The organism is Muriventricola aceti (genome assembly GCF_025567565.1).
GTDB classification, from domain to species: domain Bacteria; phylum Bacillota; class Clostridia; order Oscillospirales; family Oscillospiraceae; genus Lawsonibacter; species Lawsonibacter aceti.
The window spans coordinates 103,866-124,021 of sequence record NZ_JAOQKF010000004.1 but is presented as its reverse complement, the minus strand read 5'-3'; the positions used below and the strand labels follow the sequence as shown (position 1 = coordinate 124,021).

The 20,156-nt window shown below is 60.6% G+C and carries 17 protein-coding genes and 1 other annotated feature; of the genes, 11 read left to right on the top strand and 6 right to left on the bottom strand.

What is annotated here, in order from left to right:
• Positions 1-88: 88 nt before the first annotated feature.
• Positions 89-344, bottom strand: a binding site (T-box leader).
• 180 nt (positions 345-524) lie between these two features.
• The gene (gene glf, locus OCV64_RS05930; RefSeq protein WP_186852945.1) at positions 525-1,688 is read left to right on the top strand and encodes a UDP-galactopyranose mutase; all 1,164 of its coding nucleotides are present in this window, start codon (positions 525-527) and stop codon (positions 1,686-1,688) included.
• Between the two features lie 95 nt (positions 1,689-1,783).
• The gene (locus tag OCV64_RS05925; RefSeq protein WP_186852944.1) at positions 1,784-2,812 is read left to right on the top strand and encodes a glycosyltransferase family 2 protein; all 1,029 of its coding nucleotides are present in this window, start codon (positions 1,784-1,786) and stop codon (positions 2,810-2,812) included.
• A gap of 77 nt (positions 2,813-2,889) precedes the next feature.
• Here the strand turns inward: OCV64_RS05925 and OCV64_RS05920 are convergent, their stop codons facing one another.
• On the bottom strand, positions 2,890-3,042 hold the full coding sequence (locus OCV64_RS05920; protein WP_186852943.1) for a hypothetical protein: 153 nt from the start codon (positions 3,040-3,042) through the stop codon (positions 2,890-2,892).
• Between the two features lie 133 nt (positions 3,043-3,175).
• Between OCV64_RS05920 and OCV64_RS05915 the strand changes: the two genes are divergently transcribed.
• Entirely contained in the window at positions 3,176-3,346 is a 171-nt protein-coding gene (locus OCV64_RS05915; RefSeq protein ID WP_186852942.1) for a ribbon-helix-helix domain-containing protein, read from the top strand.
• Positions 3,347-3,360: 14 nt separating this feature from the next.
• Here the strand turns inward: OCV64_RS05915 and argB are convergent, their stop codons facing one another.
• The 5 genes from argB to OCV64_RS05890 all read right to left on the bottom strand — a co-directional run bounded on the left by argB (position 3,361) and on the right by OCV64_RS05890 (position 9,625).
• Entirely contained in the window at positions 3,361-5,724 is a 2,364-nt protein-coding gene (gene argB, locus OCV64_RS05910) for an acetylglutamate kinase (protein WP_262669545.1), read from the bottom strand.
• A 108-nt stretch (positions 5,725-5,832) separates the two neighbouring features.
• Complete coding sequence (cuyB, locus tag OCV64_RS05905) at positions 5,833-6,549, bottom strand: cysteate racemase (RefSeq protein ID WP_147572493.1); 717 nt, start codon at positions 6,547-6,549, stop codon at positions 5,833-5,835.
• Between the two features lie 59 nt (positions 6,550-6,608).
• On the bottom strand, positions 6,609-7,829 hold the full coding sequence (locus OCV64_RS05900; RefSeq protein ID WP_262669544.1) for a carboxylate--amine ligase: 1,221 nt from the start codon (positions 7,827-7,829) through the stop codon (positions 6,609-6,611).
• 60 nt (positions 7,830-7,889) lie between these two features.
• Positions 7,890-8,957 carry an alanine racemase gene (locus tag OCV64_RS05895; RefSeq protein WP_147572491.1) on the bottom strand — a complete coding sequence of 356 codons (1,068 nt, stop codon included), beginning with the start codon at positions 8,955-8,957 and terminating at the stop codon, positions 7,890-7,892.
• A gap of 212 nt (positions 8,958-9,169) precedes the next feature.
• On the bottom strand, positions 9,170-9,625 hold the full coding sequence (locus OCV64_RS05890; RefSeq protein ID WP_186852939.1) for a hypothetical protein: 456 nt from the start codon (positions 9,623-9,625) through the stop codon (positions 9,170-9,172).
• A gap of 256 nt (positions 9,626-9,881) precedes the next feature.
• Here OCV64_RS05890 and OCV64_RS05885 point away from each other — a divergent pair, with 256 nt between their 5' ends.
• From OCV64_RS05885 to miaA, 8 genes are all read left to right on the top strand, one after another.
• Positions 9,882-10,529, top strand: a complete 648-nt coding sequence (locus tag OCV64_RS05885; protein WP_186852938.1) for a GNAT family N-acetyltransferase — start codon at positions 9,882-9,884, stop codon at positions 10,527-10,529.
• A gap of 373 nt (positions 10,530-10,902) precedes the next feature.
• Positions 10,903-12,318, top strand: a complete 1,416-nt coding sequence (gene miaB / locus OCV64_RS05880; RefSeq protein WP_262669543.1) for a tRNA (N6-isopentenyl adenosine(37)-C2)-methylthiotransferase MiaB — start codon at positions 10,903-10,905, stop codon at positions 12,316-12,318.
• 25 nt (positions 12,319-12,343) lie between these two features.
• Positions 12,344-14,950, top strand: a complete 2,607-nt coding sequence (mutS, locus tag OCV64_RS05875) for a DNA mismatch repair protein MutS (RefSeq protein WP_262669542.1) — start codon at positions 12,344-12,346, stop codon at positions 14,948-14,950.
• A gap of 10 nt (positions 14,951-14,960) precedes the next feature.
• A complete protein-coding gene (locus OCV64_RS05870; RefSeq protein WP_262669541.1) occupies positions 14,961-15,716 on the top strand; it encodes an AAA family ATPase in 756 nt (251 codons plus the stop codon).
• 2 nt (positions 15,717-15,718) lie between these two features.
• Complete coding sequence (locus OCV64_RS05865; RefSeq protein ID WP_147572485.1) at positions 15,719-16,228, top strand: DUF3592 domain-containing protein; 510 nt, start codon at positions 15,719-15,721, stop codon at positions 16,226-16,228.
• 50 nt (positions 16,229-16,278) lie between these two features.
• A complete protein-coding gene (gene mutL, locus OCV64_RS05860; protein ID WP_262669540.1) occupies positions 16,279-18,309 on the top strand; it encodes a DNA mismatch repair endonuclease MutL in 2,031 nt (676 codons plus the stop codon).
• 165 nt (positions 18,310-18,474) lie between these two features.
• Positions 18,475-19,149 carry a hypothetical protein gene (locus OCV64_RS05855; protein WP_240286369.1) on the top strand — a complete coding sequence of 225 codons (675 nt, stop codon included), beginning with the start codon at positions 18,475-18,477 and terminating at the stop codon, positions 19,147-19,149.
• Positions 19,150-19,170: 21 nt separating this feature from the next.
• Complete coding sequence (gene miaA, locus OCV64_RS05850) at positions 19,171-20,112, top strand: tRNA (adenosine(37)-N6)-dimethylallyltransferase MiaA (protein ID WP_147572481.1); 942 nt, start codon at positions 19,171-19,173, stop codon at positions 20,110-20,112.
• Positions 20,113-20,156 lie beyond the last annotated feature (44 nt).

Sequence of the window (20,156 nt, the reverse complement as noted above, 5' to 3'; positions counted from 1 at the left end):
TGCATCGTCCCCTCCTCCATAGGGCGTCCACATTGGGGGCAGTTCATAGAAGCCGCTCCTTTCAAAAAAGAAAACGCCTCTGTCCCCCGAAAGAGACAAAGGCGAAACATCCTCTGCGGTACCACTCTTCTTGCCGCGGGAAAAGACCACGGCCACTCAAGCCTGCCTGGTAACGGGGGCGTCCGGAGGCGCTTACTGTCAGGGAAGCCTGATCTCACAGCGCTTCCCGATTCGGCCCTCTGCTCCAAGGTGATTTTCCCCTCCCCCTCCTGTCCGCCTCGCACCGGACCGGCGGCTCTCTGTACCATTCAGGGGTGGATACTCGTCCTTTTCATCGCGTGTTTCTATATGCAGTTGATATCTTATCTGCTTTTTCGGGGAATGTCAAGGGGGATGGAACAGCATATTACGCTTATTTTATCCAATCTTCAAGGAATTTTAATTTCCTTTTCCGGGAAAGTGTGATATGATACAAAGGAACATCTATAACGGCCAGCAGGCCGGAAAACGAGGTGGGATCGAGCTTGGAGGAGAAATTTGACGTTCTGGCCGTGGGAGCGGGCTATGCCGGCGCCGTGGCCGCCCGCGCTTTGGCGGATCAGGGGAAACGGGTCCTGGTGCTGGAGCGGAGGGACCACATTGGCGGCAATGCCTATGACCGTCCGGACCAGGCGGGGGTGCTGATCCACCAATACGGCCCCCATATCTTCCACACCAATGACAAACAGGTCTTTGACTGGCTTTCCCGGTTCACCCGGTGGCGGGACTACCAGCACCGGGTGGTGGCCAATATCCCGGACGGCCGGGGCGGACGGATAACCTATCCGGTGCCCTTCAACCTGACCTCCCTGGAAACGGCCTTCGGTCCGGAGGAGGGGAGACGGCTGGGGGATAAGCTGACCGCCGCCTATGGAGCGGAGAAAAAGGTCACCATTCTGGAACTGCGGCAAAATCAGGACCCGTCAATCGCCGCCCTGGCGGATTATGTGTACGAGCACGTCTTTGTCCACTACACCATGAAGCAGTGGGGCCAGAGGCCGGAGGACATTGACCCAAATACCACCGCACGGGTGCCCGTGTTCCTGTCCAGGGACGACCGCTATTTTCAGGATACATACCAGGGGATGCCTTTGGAGGGCTATACCCCCATGTTTGAAAGGATGCTGGACCATCCCAGCATCACCGTGGAGCTGGGGACGGACGCCTTGGGTCGGTTGGACCTGTCCGGTAACACACTGAAGGTAGACGGCGCCCCCTTTGACGGCCAGGTTATCTACACCGGCCAGGCGGACGAGCTGTTTGGCTTCCGGTTCGGCCCCCTCCCCTACCGCACGCTGGATTTTGCCTTCGAAACGCTGGAGCAGGACGACTTCCAGGGGTACGGCACAGTCAATTACACAGTGGACGAGGACTTTACCCGCATCACTGAGTTCAAACACCTGACCGGCCAGGCGGCGCCCGGCGTGACTACGATTGTAAAGGAATATTCCAAGGCGTATACCGGGGAGAGGGGCGAGATCCCCTATTATGCGATCATCAACCCGGAGAACAACGCCCTATACGCGAAATACAGGGCGGAGGCGGACCGGTTCTCCAACCTCCATCTGCTGGGCCGTCTGGCCGAATACAAATACTATAACATGGACGCGATTGCCGGGAAAGCACTGGAGCTGGCAGAAAAACTCTAGCCAATTCGGAGCCCGGCGGGGCGACTGAGAGGCTAAAAGCGCGGCGGGAACTTGGTTCCTGCTGAGGAAATCCACGTACAATGGGAGAGAAAGACATGGAAAAGCTCATTACTTTCGCGGTCCCCTGCTATAACTCGGCGGCCTATATGGAGCACTGTGTGGACACACTGCTCCAGGGAGGGGACGATATTGAGATCATCCTGGTGGACGACGGCTCCACCAAGGATGAGACCCCGGCCATCTGTGACCGTTACCAGGAGCGGTATCCCGGTATTGTCCGGGCCATCCACCAGGAGAACGGCGGTCATGGAGAGGGAGTCAACCAGGGCATCCGAAACGCCCAGGGCGTCTACTATAAAGTAGTGGACTCGGACGACTGGGTGGACGTGGACGCGCTGAAAAAGGTGCTGGACAAGCTGCGGCAGTTCCAGCGGGACGAAAAGCCCATCGATATGATGATCGCCAACTATGTCTATGAGCATGTGGAGGACAACACCCAAAAGGTAGTGAACTACCGGAACGTATTTCCCGTGGGCCGGGTCTTTGGCTGGGAGCAGATCGGGCGGTTCCGTCCCTCCCAGTATCTGCTGATGCACAGCGTCATCTACCGCACCCAGCTGCTGCGGGACTGCGGGCTGGAGCTGCCCAAACACACCTTCTATGTGGACAATATCTTTGTCTATCAGCCCCTGCCGGCGGTGAAGAATATGTACTACATGGATGTGGACCTGTACCGCTACTTTATCGGTCGGGCGGACCAGTCGGTCAACGAGAAGGTGATGGTCACACGGGTGGACCAGCAGCTGCGGGTCACCTATCACATGATCGGCTCTCACGATCTGCGCCAGGTCAGCGCCCAGCACAAGAAGCTGGGCCGCTATATGTTCAACTACCTGGCCATGATGATGGCTATTTCCTCCATTTTCCTGATTATCGACAATTCCCCCGAAGCACTGGGTAAGCGGACCCAGTTGTGGGAGTACCTGCGGACGGTGGACAGCGCGGTGTACCACAAGATGAAGTACCGGGCGGTCTCCGCCTTTACCGCCTTCCCCGGCTACCAGGGGCGGCGGCTGTCGGTGGGGCTCTACCGGCTGGCCCGGAAGATTTATAAGTTCAATTAAAGAGCGCGGGGCCGCCCATGGCTGTCATGGGCGGCCCCGCCGGCAATATGGGGCAGTCCTCTCCCCCGCGCCCCGCCTCACTCCTCTGGTGGAAGCCGGCGGATGTGTTCCCGCAGGAGCTTTCGGATGTAGCTGGGGACAGAGCGGCAGTCCCGGTCCGCCAGATCCTTCAGGGCGGTGTAGAGCTCCTGGGACATTCGGACGGATACAGTTTTGTATGATTGTTCCATAGTATCACCTCAAGCAAACGATACCATATAGTTACCATGAAGTCAATATATGGACACTACTTGACGGTGAAAAAAATTACTGTTACCCTAATGACAGTAGATAGTAACTATATAGTACATAGGTGATGCGATTATGGGAGAAGCAGTATTGGTCAATCGAAAAAAACTCATCACATCCCTTGCCAATGAGCTGGTAGAGCCCTTTGACAAGCTGTCTAAAAAGACAAGGGTCCCCAAATCCCGCCTGATTGACGAGGCTGTGGAGGACTTGTTGAAAAAATATGAAAAAAGGATGGCCGAGTAGGCCATCCTTTTTGTTTATCCTGTGATCGTCGTTCCAGAGGCCCGCTGGCCCAGCATATGGAGCAGCAGGGAGTGCTCCACCCGGCCGTCCAAAATGGACACCTGGCCCACTCCGGCCCGAATGGCGTGGACGCAGCCCCGCACCTTGGGCACCATGCCCCCGGCGATGAGGCCCGTGTCGATGAGCTCCTCCGCCCGCTTGACGTCCATGTGGTCCACGGCGGTCTTGCTGTTGTGGCTGTCGATCAGGATGCCCCCCACGTCGGTGAGAAAAACCAGGCTCTCCGCCCCCAGAGCCTCGGCCACCGCCCGGGCGGCGTCGTCAGCGTTGCAGTTCAGGCCGTCGCCGTCTTCTCCCAGGGCGATGGGAGAGACCACGGGCACAAAATCCCCATCCAGCAGGGTGGTCAGCACTCTGGGGTCTACACGGGTGATGCTTCCCACCCGCCCCAGAGCCGGGTCCTTGACCACGGCGGTGATGAGCCCGCCGTCCTTGCCCGAAATGCCCACACCGGAGACCTCTAACCGGGCCAGGTCCCGGACGATGGCCTTGTTCACCTGGGCGGACAGGGCCATCTCCGCCGCCTCCAGGGCGGCCTCGTCAGTGACCCGGTAGCCGTTCTCAAAGCGGGTGGGCACCTGCAGCTTGTCCAGCAGGGCAGTAATGTGCTTTCCGCCCCCGTGGACCAGCACCACCCGCATACCCACCATCCGAAGGGCGGCCACATCTTGGAGGGTGGTGTCCAGGGCGGCCTCCGCCCCAATGGCGGAGCCACCGTACTTGACCACTACGGTCTTCCCCTCATGCCGATTCAGAATGGGCAGGATGGACAGCAGATTGCGTACCTTTTCCATGCCGTCCAGACCATGCTGGACATCGTACTCCCGCAGGAAAGCCTGGACATAATCCACGTCAGAGGGGGTGTCCACATACTCATTCCCCCGCTTCTGGCGGGTCTCCGCCCCCTTTCCAGTGATGAGCAGGACGGAGGGGACATGACAGCCCAGGACAGCCTGGCGGATAGCCTCCCCCCGGTTGGGCTCAATGGACCACTCGCAGTTCTGTCCGGCCACATAGGAGGCGATCTCCCGGCAGATGTCCAGGGTGTCCTCCTCTCCGCTGTCCTCCTCGGTGAGGACCACCAGATCGGAGTATTTGCCCGAAATCTCCCCCAGGTCCTTCCGCCGGTCCAGGGCCTTTTTCCCCGGACAGCCAAAGACAGTGACGATCCGCCGGCCGGGATATTCCGCCTGGACAGAGCGGAACAGCGTTTCGAAGCTCATTCGGTTGTGGGCATAGTCTACGATGGCGGTGACCGTTTCATCAGCATTAGAGTAAATCTCCATCCGGCCGGGGACCCGGGCCTTCATCAGCCCCACATAGACACACCGCTCCGGGATGTTCAGCGCCTCGCACACGGCGATGGCGGCCAGCGCGTTCTCCACGTTGAACAGGCCGGGCATGGTCAGCCGAAATTCCCGCAGATAGCGCCTGGTGCGGACCCGGAACAGAATGTCGTTCCCCCGCTTGCGGACCTGGGAGGCGTAGACATCCGCCTCCTGATCCTTCTGAGAAAAGGTGAACAAGGGCCTGCCTGCCGCCCGGGCCGCCTCTAGCACCCGGTCGGCGTAGTCGCAGTCCAGGTTGACGCAGTTGACAGCCCCTTGGGAAAAAATTTTCAGCTTGGAGGAGAAGTAGTCCTCAAAGTCCGGGTGCTCAATGGGTGAGATGTGGTCAAGGCCGATGTTGAGAAAGCAGGCGGCGGCGAACTCGGTACACAGAGTCCGGTGGTATTTCAGGGCCTGGCTGGATACCTCCATGGTGAGATACTCCATCCCCGCTTCCACCCCGTGGGCAAAGTGGCGTTGGAGCTCCAGCGGTTCGGGTGTGGTGAGGTGGGACTCGAACCGCTCCACCCCGTCATAGGTGTCAATGGAGGAGATGATGCCGCTCTCCGGCTTCTCCCGCTCGGCCATATACTCATCCAGGATATATTTCAAATAGTAGGCGGTAGAGGACTTCCCCTTGGTGCCCGTCAGGCCGATGACCTTCAGCTTTCCGGAGGGGTGACCGTAGAACAGGTCGGCCAGGGGAGCGATGGCCGAGCGCATATCATGGACTTGAAGGCAGGGCAGGTCACACTGGGGATAGGGGACTTGGCTCACATAGGCCAGCGCCCCTCTCTCCTGGGCCATTTCCAGAAATTCCGGCTTAAAGTGGGCTCCCTTGCAAAGAAACAGGGTACCGGGGACCACCTCTCGGGAGTCGTAAGACACCAGAGCCACCGGGGCGGTCTGGTCTATTTCCCTGGGAATGGGGGCGGCTAAGAGGCCGGAGCGATCCAGCAGGGCGATGTAGTCCTTCAGAATGTGCGCCATGATGAACACCTCGATTTCAGGGTTGAGAGGGAAGATATTGTGTTTGTCCCAGGCAAACCGATTTTAAGGCGTCCGGCAGGGCCGGACACAAAATCTCTATGCTTCACGCTATTTGATGAAGATGTGCCGCAGGGGCTTGCGGCAGGCCTGGACCGACCGCTCGGCCAGGACGGCCATGGCGTCTGTGTAGAAGGGAGGCAGGTGGTGCCTGTCGGCAAAGACGGACAGCTCGGTGCAGGCCAGCACGCCGCAGTCGCAGCCCTGTTCCTCCAGGTCCCGGTGGATGGCGGCGAACTTCTGGGGGTCCCCGTCCCGACCGGACTTCACATCGTCGTAGATCAGGGACATGACCAGCTTCTGGGCCGGCGGCGTGGGTACTGTCGCCTGAATCCCCACAGCCTCAAATTCCTTTTGGTATAATCCGGACTGAATTGTACCATCCGTAGCGAGGATGCCAGGGCGCTTTAACCCCTGGGAGGCCAGCAGACGGGCGGTTTCCCGTATCATGTGGAGGATGGGCACCCCTACCTGCTCCTGCACCCTGTCCAAAAAGAAGTGCGAGGTGTTGCAGGGGACGGCGATGACGGTACAGCCCGCTCCCTCCAGCAGGCGCGCGTCGGCCAACAGCCGTTGAAAAACAGCCTCCCGTTCCCCCTCGCTGCCTAAAATAGCCTCGGTGCGGTCGGGCATCTGGCTGTCCGAGAGGATCAGGGCGTTGACGTGCTCCTGGTCACAGGAGGCCTCCGTCCGGTCGATGACAAATTGATAAAAGGTATTGGTTGCCTGGGGGCCCATTCCCCCCAGAACGCCTAAACGATATTCCATAAAATCACCATGGTGGGAAGAAGAACAGCAAAAAAGAGGAGCCGCAGGTCCTGTGCCGGTCAATCCTCCGCGGGTATCTTGTTATACTGGTCGAACCGCTTGATATTCCCCAGGTGGTTTTTCATCACCCGGAGCCGCCGCTTGAGAGAGCCATCCTTGTCGTAAACCAGGGAGTGGCTGTCCGCCCCGGCTTTAATGAGGGCCCGCATCTCCTGGTGGTACTGCTTTGGGGTGAATTTGAAGGCCACCTTCCGGGGAACCATGCGCCACAGGGAGCGGTTGCGGGTCATCTCAAAGGGCAGGTCCTTCCCCTCCACACGGTCCTGGACGACCATCTTGGCGATGTTGTGGCCCGCCCCGGTGACGTAGTAGTTGCTCCGCCCCTGGCGGCAGTTGATCTCAAAGGCCTTGTACTTCCCGTCCCGGCTGTCGTACTTGATGTCAAAGTTGGAGAAGCCGGTGAAGTGAAGGGCCTCCAGGAGAGTTTTGATTTTCAGCTCTAGGGCCTCGTCGCACTCAGTCAGGATGACGGCGTGGTTTCCGATGCCGTGGGGGGAGTGTTCCTCCAGCAGCACATGGCCCAGGCACATGGTGGTCACCCGGCCGTTCCGGTCGGAGTAGCTGGTCAGCACCCGCATATAGCTGTCATCTCCGGGGATGAACTCCTGAAGGACCATGTGGTCCTGGTAGCCGGCGGCGTATACATGGTCCAGAGCGGCCAGCAGCTCCTCCCAGCTCTGACAGATGTAGACCTTGGCCAAGGAGTGGTCCCCACAGGCCCAGTAGGCCACGCTGTCAGCGGGCTTGGCAATGTAGGGCGGACCCCAGGGGAGCTGAAAGTCGTGGCCCATGGACTTGTCGTAGATAAAGGTGGCCGGGTGATCGATGCCATGCTGGTCGCACAGGGCGTAAAACTTTTCCTTGTTGATGAGGGTGTCCAGCAGGTCTCCGTCAATGTAGGGGGCGATGACGTTGGCCGGCAGGCTGTCCTTACAGTGGGCGGCCAGCTGGACATAGCTGTCCCCGCAGCCCAGCAGGAGGACTTTTTTGTCCGGAAACTCCCTGGCTACCGCCTCTGTGTTCCGGCGGAAGGCCGCCTCGCTCTCGTTGTCGGGGCACACCCGGTAGTCGAGGATGGCGGAGCCGTGGCAGGGGAAGGAGGGATATTTGCCATAGGCCACGCTCCTTACCCCATAGGCCTCATGAAAGGCCCTGGCCACGGAGTACACGTTGATGTCCCCGCCAAAGAGGAGGGGCTGAAATTGTAAAGGATCGGACACTTGATAGGACTCCTTTTTCTCAAGAGTAAAGGGTAAAGAGGGGGCGTGCCAAAAGGCAGGTCAGCGGTACTCAATGACAAAGCCCCTGGCAAACAGAGGGTCCATCTCAAAGACCGCTAAATCCCCATAGGCGCATTTCATGTTGGTTACATCCAGAATAGTCTCGCTGGCGCCCACGGGGCCCAGCACCCGGGCGCGCTGCTCTCCGACGCGGACGGTGCGTCTCCGGCTCCGGCGCCACTGGGCCAGCAGGGCGGTCAGGCCGGACTGCCGGGGGCGCTCCACGCCAAAGCCGTTCTGATAGCCCACGGGTAGGACGGCCACTCGGGTAGGCTTTTTCAGCACAAGGGGCTTGTCCGCCCCGATGGTGTGGCCCCTGGGCAGCCAGCGGACCTCGGCCAGAGGGGCTTCCCCATAGCCAACGGTTCGCAATCCGTCGTCCCGGGTCCGTCGGCACCGCCCCAAAATAGCGGAGCCGGCCCGCACGCCGTCCAGCCGGGCGCTGTCGTCGTGGAGCAGAGAGAAGGAGCCGGCGGCATGGACCACTCCGGTCTCAAAGCCGGCGGCATGGATCGTGTCCAGCACCTGGTGGAACTGCTCCAGCTGCTGCTTGGCCTCCGGGTCGTTGGGCTGGGCGGCGTGGAGCTGAGTATAGATGCCAGATAGAGCCACATTGGGGAGAGAGCGATAGGCCAGCAGGATCTTCTCCGGCTCCCCCACCAGAAAGCCTCCAAAGCCCATCCCGGTGTCCACCTGAATGTGGGCCTCCACCACGGTGGAGCGGTTCTCCGCCAGCGCGTTCAGAGCCATCCCGGTGTCCACCGAAGAGATGGTGCACACCGCGTTTAGGTCCACCAGCCGCTCCAGCTCCTCCCGGTCAGTGGTGGAACGGAGCATCAGGATTTCCTCGTCCACAAAGCCGGCCTCGCGCAGCGCCTGGGCCTCGGACACTTCAGACACCGCAAAGTGGCCGATACCCTCGTCCCGGAGAAGCTGGGCCAGGGCCGCGATGCCGGCGCCCCCTCCGTCCCCAGACAGCACGCCATAGATCACCGCCCCGGCGGCCCGCTCCTTGATCACCGCCAGGTTGTTTTTGACCGCCGACTTTTCGATGACTAATTTACGCATATGGATGGCTCCCCTCTATCTCTCCAGGATATATCTTACCCATATTAACGCTTCATTTTACCACTATTTGAAATAAAAGGCAACGGATAGATGGCGCCTCCCCTTTCCCCTTTGGACCGATTTAGGCTTACCTAACAATTCGTTCGTCGAAATGACGAAGAGAGGCATATTCTCAGTTGATAACTGATACATAAGCCGGAATTTCCTTGTTATTATCGCTTTATTTCCATGCAATAAAAGGAAGGCCTATTTGGATGCATTTTATCCGGGGTATTCCAAATATCTGCACTATCAATGTCCTTGATATGTTTTGTGGTAAGATCAGAAATGGATATTGTTCTTCTGTGAACTACAGGGCTGTCCTCAAATTCATAGCAGTCCATCAGCCACACATGCCAGAGCTCTATAGAATCAGTATTTTGCAGCGCGTTTTTTATATATGCAATTATTTGCTTGGCTCTGCCATCGGTATAATTCCATTCCAGATAGACAGCGTTTCTCTTTTCGGTATAGTCCTCAACATCTGTAAAGGTGTACAGGCAATAGTTATCATCCGCGCCGCCATCATGTACTGTGCCATCATCAATATGTATATCCAATGGGTAATCCTGTGAAGGTTCTATTTCAGTCAAAGGATAGTCTGAAGCGATAAATGTACATACACTCATTGGAGATGCCCCCTTAAAATATTCCAATCTGTCCTTTTGGTTTAATTTATCACATTGTTTTGTTTGTATCAATGCTTGGTAAAATCGATGGAGTTAGACTCCATGCATTCAAAAGGAAAAAGGGATAATGGATCTCACCGGGACATCCCTATGGAGAAAAAGGAAGCGGACCTCTGTTGTACGGGGGAAGAAAGCGTGGTAAACTAAACAATACGGGCACGGCCAGACAGCGGCCCGCAGGATCGGAGGAACATCTATGAGAAAAGACATTATTATCCGGAGGGAAACAGAGGACGACCGGCCCAGGGTAGAGGAGATCGTCAGGCGGGCCTTTTATAACTTGTATATTCCCGGAGCCGCGGAGCACTACCTAGTCCACATCATGCGCTCCCACCCGGACTTTATTCAGGAGCTGGACCTAGTGCTGGAGCTGGAGGGACAGGTCATCGGAGCGATCATGTACACCAGAGCCCACTTGGTGGACGAGCGTGGGAAGGAGCGGGAGATCCTCACCTTTGGTCCGGTATGCGTTTTGCCGGAGTATCAGCGCATGGGGTACGGAAAGAGGCTGATGGAGGCATCCTTCCAAAAGGCGGTGGAGATGGGCTACGACACCATTGTAATCTTCGGCGCACCGGGCAACTATGTGAGCCGGGGCTTTAAGAGCTGCAAGAGGTACAACGTCTGCCTGGAGAACGGCTCCTTCCCGGCGGCCATGCTGGTAAAGGAGCTGGTCCCCGGCTCCCTGGACGGCAGGAAGTGGGTGTACCGCCAGAGTCCCGTCTTTGAGTTTAGCGAGGAGGAGGCCCTGGCCTATGACGACACCCTGGAGCCCCTGGAGAAAAAGGAACTGCCCTGCCAAGAGGAGTTCTATATCCTAAGCAGCGCGATGCTGCCGGAATAGACCGATATAAAAAAGCAGGCAGCTCGTCGAAAAAGTAGAAATACCCCAAATTTTGTGTAAGAGCCTCGCGGAGTTCCATCGTCCGCAGACGACAGAATGAAATTTGTTTTTCCGAGGATATGCGCCTGGAAAAAACACTTCTCAGCCTGCAAGTGTGCGAGCACAGCGAGTGCGACGCAGCAGGCTGCAGGTCTTCGAAAGAAATGTTTGCGTTTTGGAGAGGGCCTGTTGACTTTGTCGAAAGGCCTGAGAGGGGGCGCCAGATCGGCGCCCCCTCCTTCTTGTGTTTCCGCTCAATAAATGCTATAATATAATGATTCAGTATGTGCGCCCGAAACAGGGCGGCAAATACCCCTGTATCGGGAGGAACAACATGGAAAAGACCACTACGATCATCCCCCAGGGCGACGTAGAGCGCCAGCTTTGGTACTGCGAACAGGTCGCCGCCGTCACCGCCCAGTGGCCGGAGCGGCCTCTGGCCTTTGTGGACACCTATGGCTGCCAGCAGAACGAGGCGGACAGCGAGCGCATTCGGGGCTATCTGAAAAAGATGGGCTTCGGCTTTACGGACGACGAGGAGCGGGCCCGGATCATCGTCATCAACACCTGCGCCATCCGGGAACACGCCGAGCAGCGGGTGCTGGGCAACGTGGGCGCGCTGGTCCATGTGAAGCGCCGCCACCCGGAGCAGCTGATCTGCCTGTGCGGCTGTATGATGCAGGAGCCTCATGTGGCTGAAAAGATACGCCAGTCCTACCGCCATGTGGACCTGGTCTTTGGCCCCCACGCACTGTGGAAGTTTCCAGAGATGATATACACCCTGCTGACCCAGCGGGGCCGCATCTTCTCCAACGCCGACGAGGCGGGTTCCATCGCTGAGGGCATTCCGGTAGTCCGCCAGGATAAGGTGAAGGCATGGGTGTCCATCATGTACGGGTGCAACAACTTCTGCTCCTACTGTATTGTGCCATATGTCAGGGGGCGGGAGCGGTCCCGGAGGCCGGAGGATATCCTACGGGAGGTGGAGGAGCTGGCGCGGGAGGGCTATAAGGACATCACCCTGCTGGGTCAGAATGTGAACTCCTACGGCAAGGATTTGGAGGAACCGATGGATTTCGCCGACCTGCTGGAGCGGGTCAACGCTATCCCTGGGGAGTTTCTCATCCGCTTCATGACCTCTCACCCCAAGGACGCCACCCACAAGCTGTTTGAAACCATGGCTCGGTGTGAGAAGGTGGCCCCCGTCCTCCACCTGCCCTTCCAGGCGGGAAATGACCGGGTGCTGAAGGTGATGAACCGGAGGCATACCAGAGAGCAGTATTTAGAAAAGATTCGGGACCTAAAGTCCCTGATTCCCGATATCGTACTGACCTCCGACATCATCGTGGGCTTCCCTGGGGAGACCACCGAGGAGTTTGAGGACACCTTGAAGGTGCTGGAGGAGGTCCGCTTTGACGCCCTGTTCACCTTCATTTTTTCCCCCCGGGTGGGGACCCCGGCGGCCAACATGGACGATCCCATGCCCCGGGAGGAGAAGCTGGTCAACTTCAACCGGCTGACCGCCCTTCAGGACGCCATCTCCGAGGAGAAGCACCGGGCCTATGTCGGCAGGACCGTGCGCTGTCTGCTGGACGGACTGTCCGACGACGAGCGGTACGACCTTACCGCCCGCACCCCCGGAAACCGCCTGGTCCGAGTGGTGGGCGGCAGATCCGCCCTGGGCCAGTTCCGGGATGTGAAGATCACCGACGCCAACAAGTGGTCCCTGTTTGGGGAGCTGATTGAGTAGAGAGAGAAGAAAGTAGGTGCCCCCTATGCCGGCAGAAACCACCCCCATGATGCAGCAATACCTGGATATCAAGGCCCAGAACCCGGACTCCATCCTGTTTTTCCGGCTGGGCGACTTCTACGAGATGTTCAACGAGGACGCCAAGCTGGTGTCCAAGGAGCTGGACCTGACGCTGACCACCCGGGACCGGAACAAGCCCCCGGAGGAGCGCACCCCCATGTGCGGGGTCCCCTATCACTCCTGTGACAGCTATATCGCCCGGCTCATCGCCAAGGGCTACAAGGTGGCCATCTGCGAGCAGACCGAGGACCCGGCTCTGGCCAAGGGCCTGGTAGACCGAGAGATCATCCGGGTTATCACTCCGGGCACCGTCATCGCCTCCTCCATGCTGGAGGAGGGGAAAAACAACTACATCTGCGCCGTCTACGCCGACTCGGCCGCCTTTGGCCTGTGCCTGTGCGACATCTCCACCGGCGAGGTGTACGCCACCTCTTTCCCCGCCGGAGCGGAGGCCCTGGACCACCTGGAGAACGAGCTGGGTAGATTTCACCCCGCCGAGGCGGTGCTGTCCGACGGGGCGTTTCAGCTTGACGGCCTGGTCCCCTTCCTGCGGGAGCGGCTGGACTGCCCCTGTGAGAACGGTGGGGAGGCCAGGTTCCGCCTGGACGCCGCCCGTCCCCTGGTGGAAAAGCAGTTTAAGGCCGGGCTGGACACCCTGCCTCGGGGGGACGAGGGGGCGGTCCAGGCCGCCGGCGGCCTGCTGACCTATCTCTACGAGACCCAGAAGACAGACCTGTCCCACATCGCCAACTTTACCTACTACACCGCCGAGCAGTTCATGGAGCTGGACCTGACCGCCCGGCAGACCCTGGAGCTCACCTCCACCCTCCGGTCCAAGGACAAGAAGGGCTCCCTGCTGTGGGTGCTGGACAAGACAAAGACCGCTATGGGCGGCCGCCTGCTCCGGGGCTGGATGGAGCGGCCCCTCCTCTCCCCAGTCCAGATCGGCCGGCGGCAGCAGGCCGTGTCCGACCTGGTGGAGGACATCATCACCCGGGAGGAGCTGGCCCTCACCCTGCGGGAAGTCACCGACCTGGAGCGGCTCATCGGCCGGGTGGTCTATGGCTCCGCCGGCGGGAGGGACCTGGTGGCCCTGTCGGGCGGCCTGGCCCGACTGCCCCGTATTCGGGAACTGCTGGGCCACTGTCCCTCCGCCCTGCTCCAGTCCCTCCGGGAGGAGCTGGACGACCTGCCCGAGGTCCGGGACCTGCTGGACCGGGCCCTGGTGGACGAGCCCCCCTTCTCCGTCCGGGAGGGCGGCTTTATCCGGGATGGCTATGATCCGGAGGTGGACGAGCAGCGCAACCTGCTGGAGCACTCCGCCGAGCTGCTGGCCCAGCTGGAGGCCCGGACCAAGGAGCAGACGGGCATCAAGAACATGAAGATCAAGAGCAACAAGGTCTTTGGCTATTACATCGAGGTGGCCAAGTCCCAGATCGACCTGGTGCCCCCTGAGTGGGCCCGGAAGCAGACTACGGTGAACGCCGAGCGGTACATCTCCCAGGAGCTGAAGGAGCTGGAGCACGCCATCCTGTCCGCTCAGGATAAGGTGACCGCCCTGGAGTACCAGATCTTCTGCCAATTAAAGCAGACCGTGTGCGCCCAGGTCCACCGGGTGCAGAAGTCCGCCGCCGCCGTGGCCCAGGTGGACGTGCTCAACTCCTTTGCCGCCGTGGCCGCCGCCAACGGCTACTGTATGCCTCAGGTGGACGCCTCCAACTCTCTGACCATTGTGGAGGGCCGCCACCCCGTTGTGGAAAAGGTGTTGAAAAATGCCCTCTTTGTCCCCAACGATACCCACATGGACTGCGGCCAGGATATGTGCGCCATCATTACCGGCCCGAACATGGCGGGCAAGTCCACCTATATGCGCCAGGTGGCCCTCATTGTCCTCATGGCCCAGATGGGCTCCTTCGTCCCAGCCAAGTCGGCCCATATCGGGGTGGTGGACCGGGTGTTTACCCGCATCGGAGCCAGCGACGACCTGTCCGCCGGCCAGTCCACCTTTATGGTAGAGATGACCGAAGTGGCCGCCCTGCTGAAAAACGCCACCCGGCGATCCCTGCTGATCCTGGACGAGATCGGCCGGGGCACCTCCACCTATGACGGCATGGCCATCGCCCGGGCGGTGCTGGAGCACTGCGCCGACCCCAGGCGGCTGGGGGCCAAGACCCTGTTCGCCACCCACTACCATGAGCTTACCGCTCTGGAGGGCCAGATCCCAGGGGTGAAGAACTACAACATCGCCGCCAAGAAAAAGGGCTCTGACGTCATCTTTCTGCGGAAGATCGTCCGGGGCGGGGCCGATCAGAGCTACGGCGTGGAGGTGGCCAAGCTGGCCGGGGTGCCCGACCGGGTGGTGCGCCGGGCCAGGGAGATTCTGGAGGAATTGGAGGCAGGAGTACCCCAGCCCGCTGCCGGGACACAGCTATCGGTTGAGGAGCAGATCTCCCTGGGCGACCTGGGGGGCCAGACCGTGCTGAAGAAGCTGCGGATGACCGATGTGAACGTCCTCTCCCCCATCGAGGCGCTGAATCTGTTGGCCGAGCTGAAGCAGGATCTGGCCCAGTGAGGGGAGCGCCATGGACCGCCGCTATATCGACCGTATCTACTTAAAGCAGCCTGTCCCGGCGGACAGCTATCTTGCCGCCCTCCCGGCCGTCCGGGCCCTGGGGGGCCGGGACCACCCCCTGACCTTCCCCGCTCCCGTCACCTTTTTGGTGGGGGAGAACGGCACGGGCAAATCCACTCTGTTGGAGGCCATTGCGGTGGCCTGTGGCTTCAACGCCGAGGGAGGCACCCGAAATTTCAGCTTTTCCACCCGTGACACCCACTCTCCCCTGCACCGCTATCTGACGGTGGGGCGAAGGAGCTACCCACGGGACGGCTTTTTTCTTCGGGCGGAGAGCTTCTATAACGTGGCTACCAACATCGATGAGATGGACGAGGAGCCGGGGCCGGGCGGACGGGTCATTGACAGCTACGGCGGGGTGTCCCTCCACCGGCAGTCCCACGGGGAGAGCTTCCTCTCCCTGGTGGAGCACCGCTTTGGCGGCCAGGGCCTATACCTACTGGACGAGCCGGAGGCCGCCCTCTCCCCTGCCCGGCTGATGACTCTGCTGGTCCACATCCGCCATCTGGTGGGACGGGACTCCCAGTTTCTCATCGCCACCCATTCCCCGATCCTGATGGCGTACCCCGGCGCCTGTATCTATCAGTTGTCAGAAACAGGGATCTCCCAGGTGAACTATCGAGATACAGAGCACTATCAGCTGACACGGCGGTTTCTGGAGGCCCCGGAGCGGATGATAGAGCTGCTGTTTCAGGAGGAGGGCTGACCATGTCCCGCAAAAACGCCGGAAAAAACAGCCCGGATTCCATATCCCAAATAGCGGCCTTAATACTTATGGCTCTGGGTACTTTGTTTTCTGTGCTGGGCCTGCTGGGGTATGTATTAGACCTGCCCATGAAAGCGGGTGAGGCGCGGGGATTTCTCCCTATGGGACTGGTCATTCTGGCTGTTGGAGGGGCGTGCGACCTGTGGGCACGGAGTAAAAAAGCCGCCCGCATCCGCCTGTTGACGGAGGGACAGCCTGTTCCGGGAGAGATCCTGGAGATCCGGCGCCACATTTTTATCACCTGGAATGAAAATGACTGGATCAATTTTCCGGGAAAGAATTCCCCCTGGAGTGTTTCGTGCCGATACACATGGGAGGGAAGGGAGTACACCGTTCAAAGCCCCCTGATATGGCGGGAGCCGGTCAGATCCGGACCGGTCACTGTTTATCTGGACGCAAAAAAGCCGCGCCGGGCGGCGGTGGATCCGGACAGCGTTGCCACAGTGTTGTAGGCACAGCGGCCTGAACGCCCCACAGCTTAGAACAGAAAAAGAGGTATATCATGCCAAATATCCAAGTGTTAGACCCCCATGTTGCCGACCTGATCGCCGCCGGTGAAGTCGTAGAGCGGCCCGCCAGCGTGGCCAAGGAGCTGATGGAGAACGCCATCGACGCTGGGGCCTCCGCCATCACGGTGGAGATCTCCCACGGAGGAATGACCTTCCTCCGGGTGACGGACGACGGGAAGGGCATCCCCGCCGGGGAGCTGAAAACCGCCTTCCTCCGCCACGCCACCAGCAAGCTGCGCACTGAGTATGACCTGGAGGCCATTGGCACCCTGGGTTTCCGGGGGGAGGCTCTGGCCGCCATCTCCGCCGTGTCCCGTGTGGAGGTGATGACCCGGACAGCGGACGCCCCTCTGGGGGCCTCCCTGGCCCTGGAGGGCGGAGTACCGGGACAGGTGGAGGAGGCGGGCTGCCCCCTGGGCACCACCATGGTGGTGCGGGACCTGTTCTACAACACCCCCGCCCGGCTGAAATTCATGAAAAAGGACGCCGCCGAGGGGGCGGCCGTCTTTGCCGTGGTCCAGCGGGCGGCCCTGTCCCACCCGGAGGTGAGTGTGAAATTTATCCGGGACGGCAAGCAGGAGCTGCTCACCCCCGGTGACGGACAGCTCCAGTCCGCCGTCTATTCTGTCCTGGGCCGGGAGCTGGCACTGGGCTTCCGCCCGGTGAAGGCAAGCGGCGAGGATATGACTGTGACCGGCTTCGTGTCCATGCCCGCCTGCTGTCGGGGCAGCCGGAGCTGGCAGTTCTTTTTCGTCAACGGCCGCCAGGTGAAAAGCCCGCTAATGGCCGCCGCCCTGGAGCAGGCCTATCAAAACCAGAAGATGGTGGGCAAATTTCCAGGCTGTGTCCTCCATCTGGTGTTAAAGCTGTCCGCTGTGGATGTGAACGTCCACCCCGCCAAGACCGAGGTGAAGTTCGGCCAGGAGCGCCAGGTATTTTCCGCCATATACCACGCGGTCCTCTCCGCCCTGGAGAGCGACCACTCCCACCCCCAGGTGGAGCTGAAAAACACCGTCCTGGCCGGGGTGAGGCCCCAGGACACGGTTACGCCGAACCAGACCCGGCTCGGAGGTCCGTCCTGGGCGGCGGAGGGACGGCAGGGGGAAAGGCCCCCCGCCCCACCCCATCCCTCCCGCCGGGAGAGCGTCCCGTCCGGCGTGGTCCAGGTCCATGACACCAGCTACCAGGGTCGGCCGGCCGCCCCCGCCAGAGAGAGGAAGCCCGTTGGGCGCTTCAGCCCCAGCCCTCTGGCCGCCGTCCTGACCCCGGCCGCCCCGGCGAGGCGGGAGGAGGCGCCCGGCCGTGCCACAGGGAGCCCCATTCCGCCAAAGGGCGATTCCACCGGGCAGGGGGAGCTGCCCCGTAGGAATCAGGAGGCTCCGCCGCAAGTGACGGTGGCGGAGGAGCGGCCTGGTCAAGAGCGGGACGCCTCCGCCGGGGACACCCCCCTTATCCCCCAGGAGGAGGGCTGGCGCTTGGCTGGGGAGGTGCTCAACACCTATATCATCGTGGAGCGGGGGGACACGGTGTATTTGATCGACAAGCACGCCGCCCATGAGCGGATGAACTTTGACCGGATGAAGGCGTCGGGCTATGACCCCATGGCCCAAAGCCTGCTGGCCCCCGCCATCTGCCGCCTGTCCGCCCAGGAGCGGGAGGTCCTGCTGGCCCACGGGGCGCTGCTGGAGGAGTTCGGCTTTGAGGTGGACCAGCTGGGGCAGGACCTGGCGGTCCGTCAGGCCCCCTTTGACGTGGCGGTGGAGGATATCCCCGCCACCCTGGAGGAGATCGCCCAAAAGCTGCTGACTACGGGCGGGGCGGACCCCGCCGCCGCCCGGGATGAGCTGCTCCACACCATGGCCTGCAAGGCGGCCATCAAGGGGGGCTGGAAGACCAGTCCTCAGGAGCTGGAGCGGGTAGCCCAGGCGGTCATGGAGGGCAGCGTAAAATATTGCCCTCACGGTCGGCCGGTAGCCATCGAGCTGACGAAAAAGGAATTGGAAAAACAGTTCAAAAGAGCCTGATAGGGCAATATTTTACAGGCGCAGCCGCCGCAGGGGGGAATCTATTTTCCCCCGAGGAGAAATCAAAAAAGGGCTCCCGGCGTGGAAGCCCCCTTTCCATAAGGAAACGGAGCGTCGAAAAGCGAGGGGCGGCAGACCGCCCCCGGTGGTTGGAGGTGAAGATCCATGGCGATCGAATGGAATCGGTATCTGGCGCGCTACCAGCAGGAGCGGGGCGGCTATTTCTTCGGCAACGGAGACTCCTGCTGGGACGGATATCTGGTACTGGCGGAGGGGGAAAAGACCCCCCTTCTGGTCTGGTTTGACACGGAATTCACCGGAGGGAGCAGCAGAGACGTGCTGAGGGCCCGGACCATGGTGTGGCTGGATGGGGAGTATACGTTACACATCCGGGCCAAGAGCGTGGTGGGGGCGGGGGTTCAGAACGTGATGGGTCTCGTGGGCGGAGATATGGAGTTTGGATATCCTGAGGCCACCCGTGGCCGGATCATCACCACCAACAGCCCCGCCTTTACCAAGCTGGTGCTGGGAGATCTGGCCCTCCGCAACGCTTTGGCTATGCGGGAAAAAGATTCCATCCAGGTGGGAGAGGCCCCCCAGGGCGGGGGCTGGCATAGGATAGAAGTCAATGCCGGCGATGTGTTCGGCACAATAGGGGGTGCCTCCCCCTGGATCAATGAGGCTATGGCCGCTGATACCCTCTATATGGACCCGGAGGACAAGGAAGCCCTTTTACAGGCGGGCAGCAGGTGCTTTAATACTCAAATGGACGGGTTTTTAGGGCTCCTCCGGGCGGCACGGGACGGGGTGACCATGTGGCCTATGCCCAAGACAACGTAACTGACAGCGGAGGTGGCTCTTATGCCCCCAAAAATCTTAGTCATCAGCGGCCCCACCGCCTCCGGCAAGACAAAGCTGGCGGTGGCGCTGGCCAAGGCCCGGGGCGGCGAGGTGGTGTCCGCCGACTCCATGCAGATCTACCGCCGCATGGACATCGGCACCGCCAAGCCCACCCATGAGGAGATGGAGGGTGTGCCCCACCATATGCTGGATGTGGCCGAGCCGGAGGAAAACTTCTCTGTGGCCCGGTATGTGGACATGGCCGCCCGCTGTGTGGACGACATCCTCGCCCGGGGCGGTCTGCCCATCGTGGCCGGAGGGACCGGACTGTATATCGACTCCCTGCTTTCCGGGCGGACCTTCGCCCACTTTGACCCGGACAGCGCCCTCCGTGCCCAACTGGAGGAGCGGGTCCGGCGGGAGGGGGGCCAGGCCCTGCTGGACGAGCTGGCCAGGGCGGACCCGGATACCGCCGCCCGCCTCCACCCCAACGATGAGAAGCGGATCGTCCGTGCCCTGGAGGTCTATCTGTCCACGGGAAAGACCATCACCCAGCACAACAGGGAGACCCTCGCCCTGCCCCCCCGCTATGACGCCCTGACCATCACCCTGGCCTTTCAGCGCCGGGAGGATATGTGGGCCCGCATCGACCGCCGGGTGGACGAAATGATGGAACGGGGGCTGGCACAGGAGGTCCGCTCCCTGCTGGACAGCGGCGTGCCGGAGAAGTGCACTGCCATGCAGGCCATCGGCTATAAGGAGATGGCCGCCGCCCTGCGGGGAGACGGGGATGTGGACCGGGCCGCGAGGGAGATCCAGCTGCGCTCCCGTCAGTACGCCAAGCGGCAGCTCACCTGGTTCCGCCGGAACGGGGCGGCCAAATGGATCACCTGGGACTCTGAGCCAAATTTTGCCCAGGCCCTCCAGGTTTCGACAGGATATCTGGAAGATTTTGGTATATAGTGGAAGCACTCAAGGGTGGAAAACAAATCTGATTTCCCCCTTAA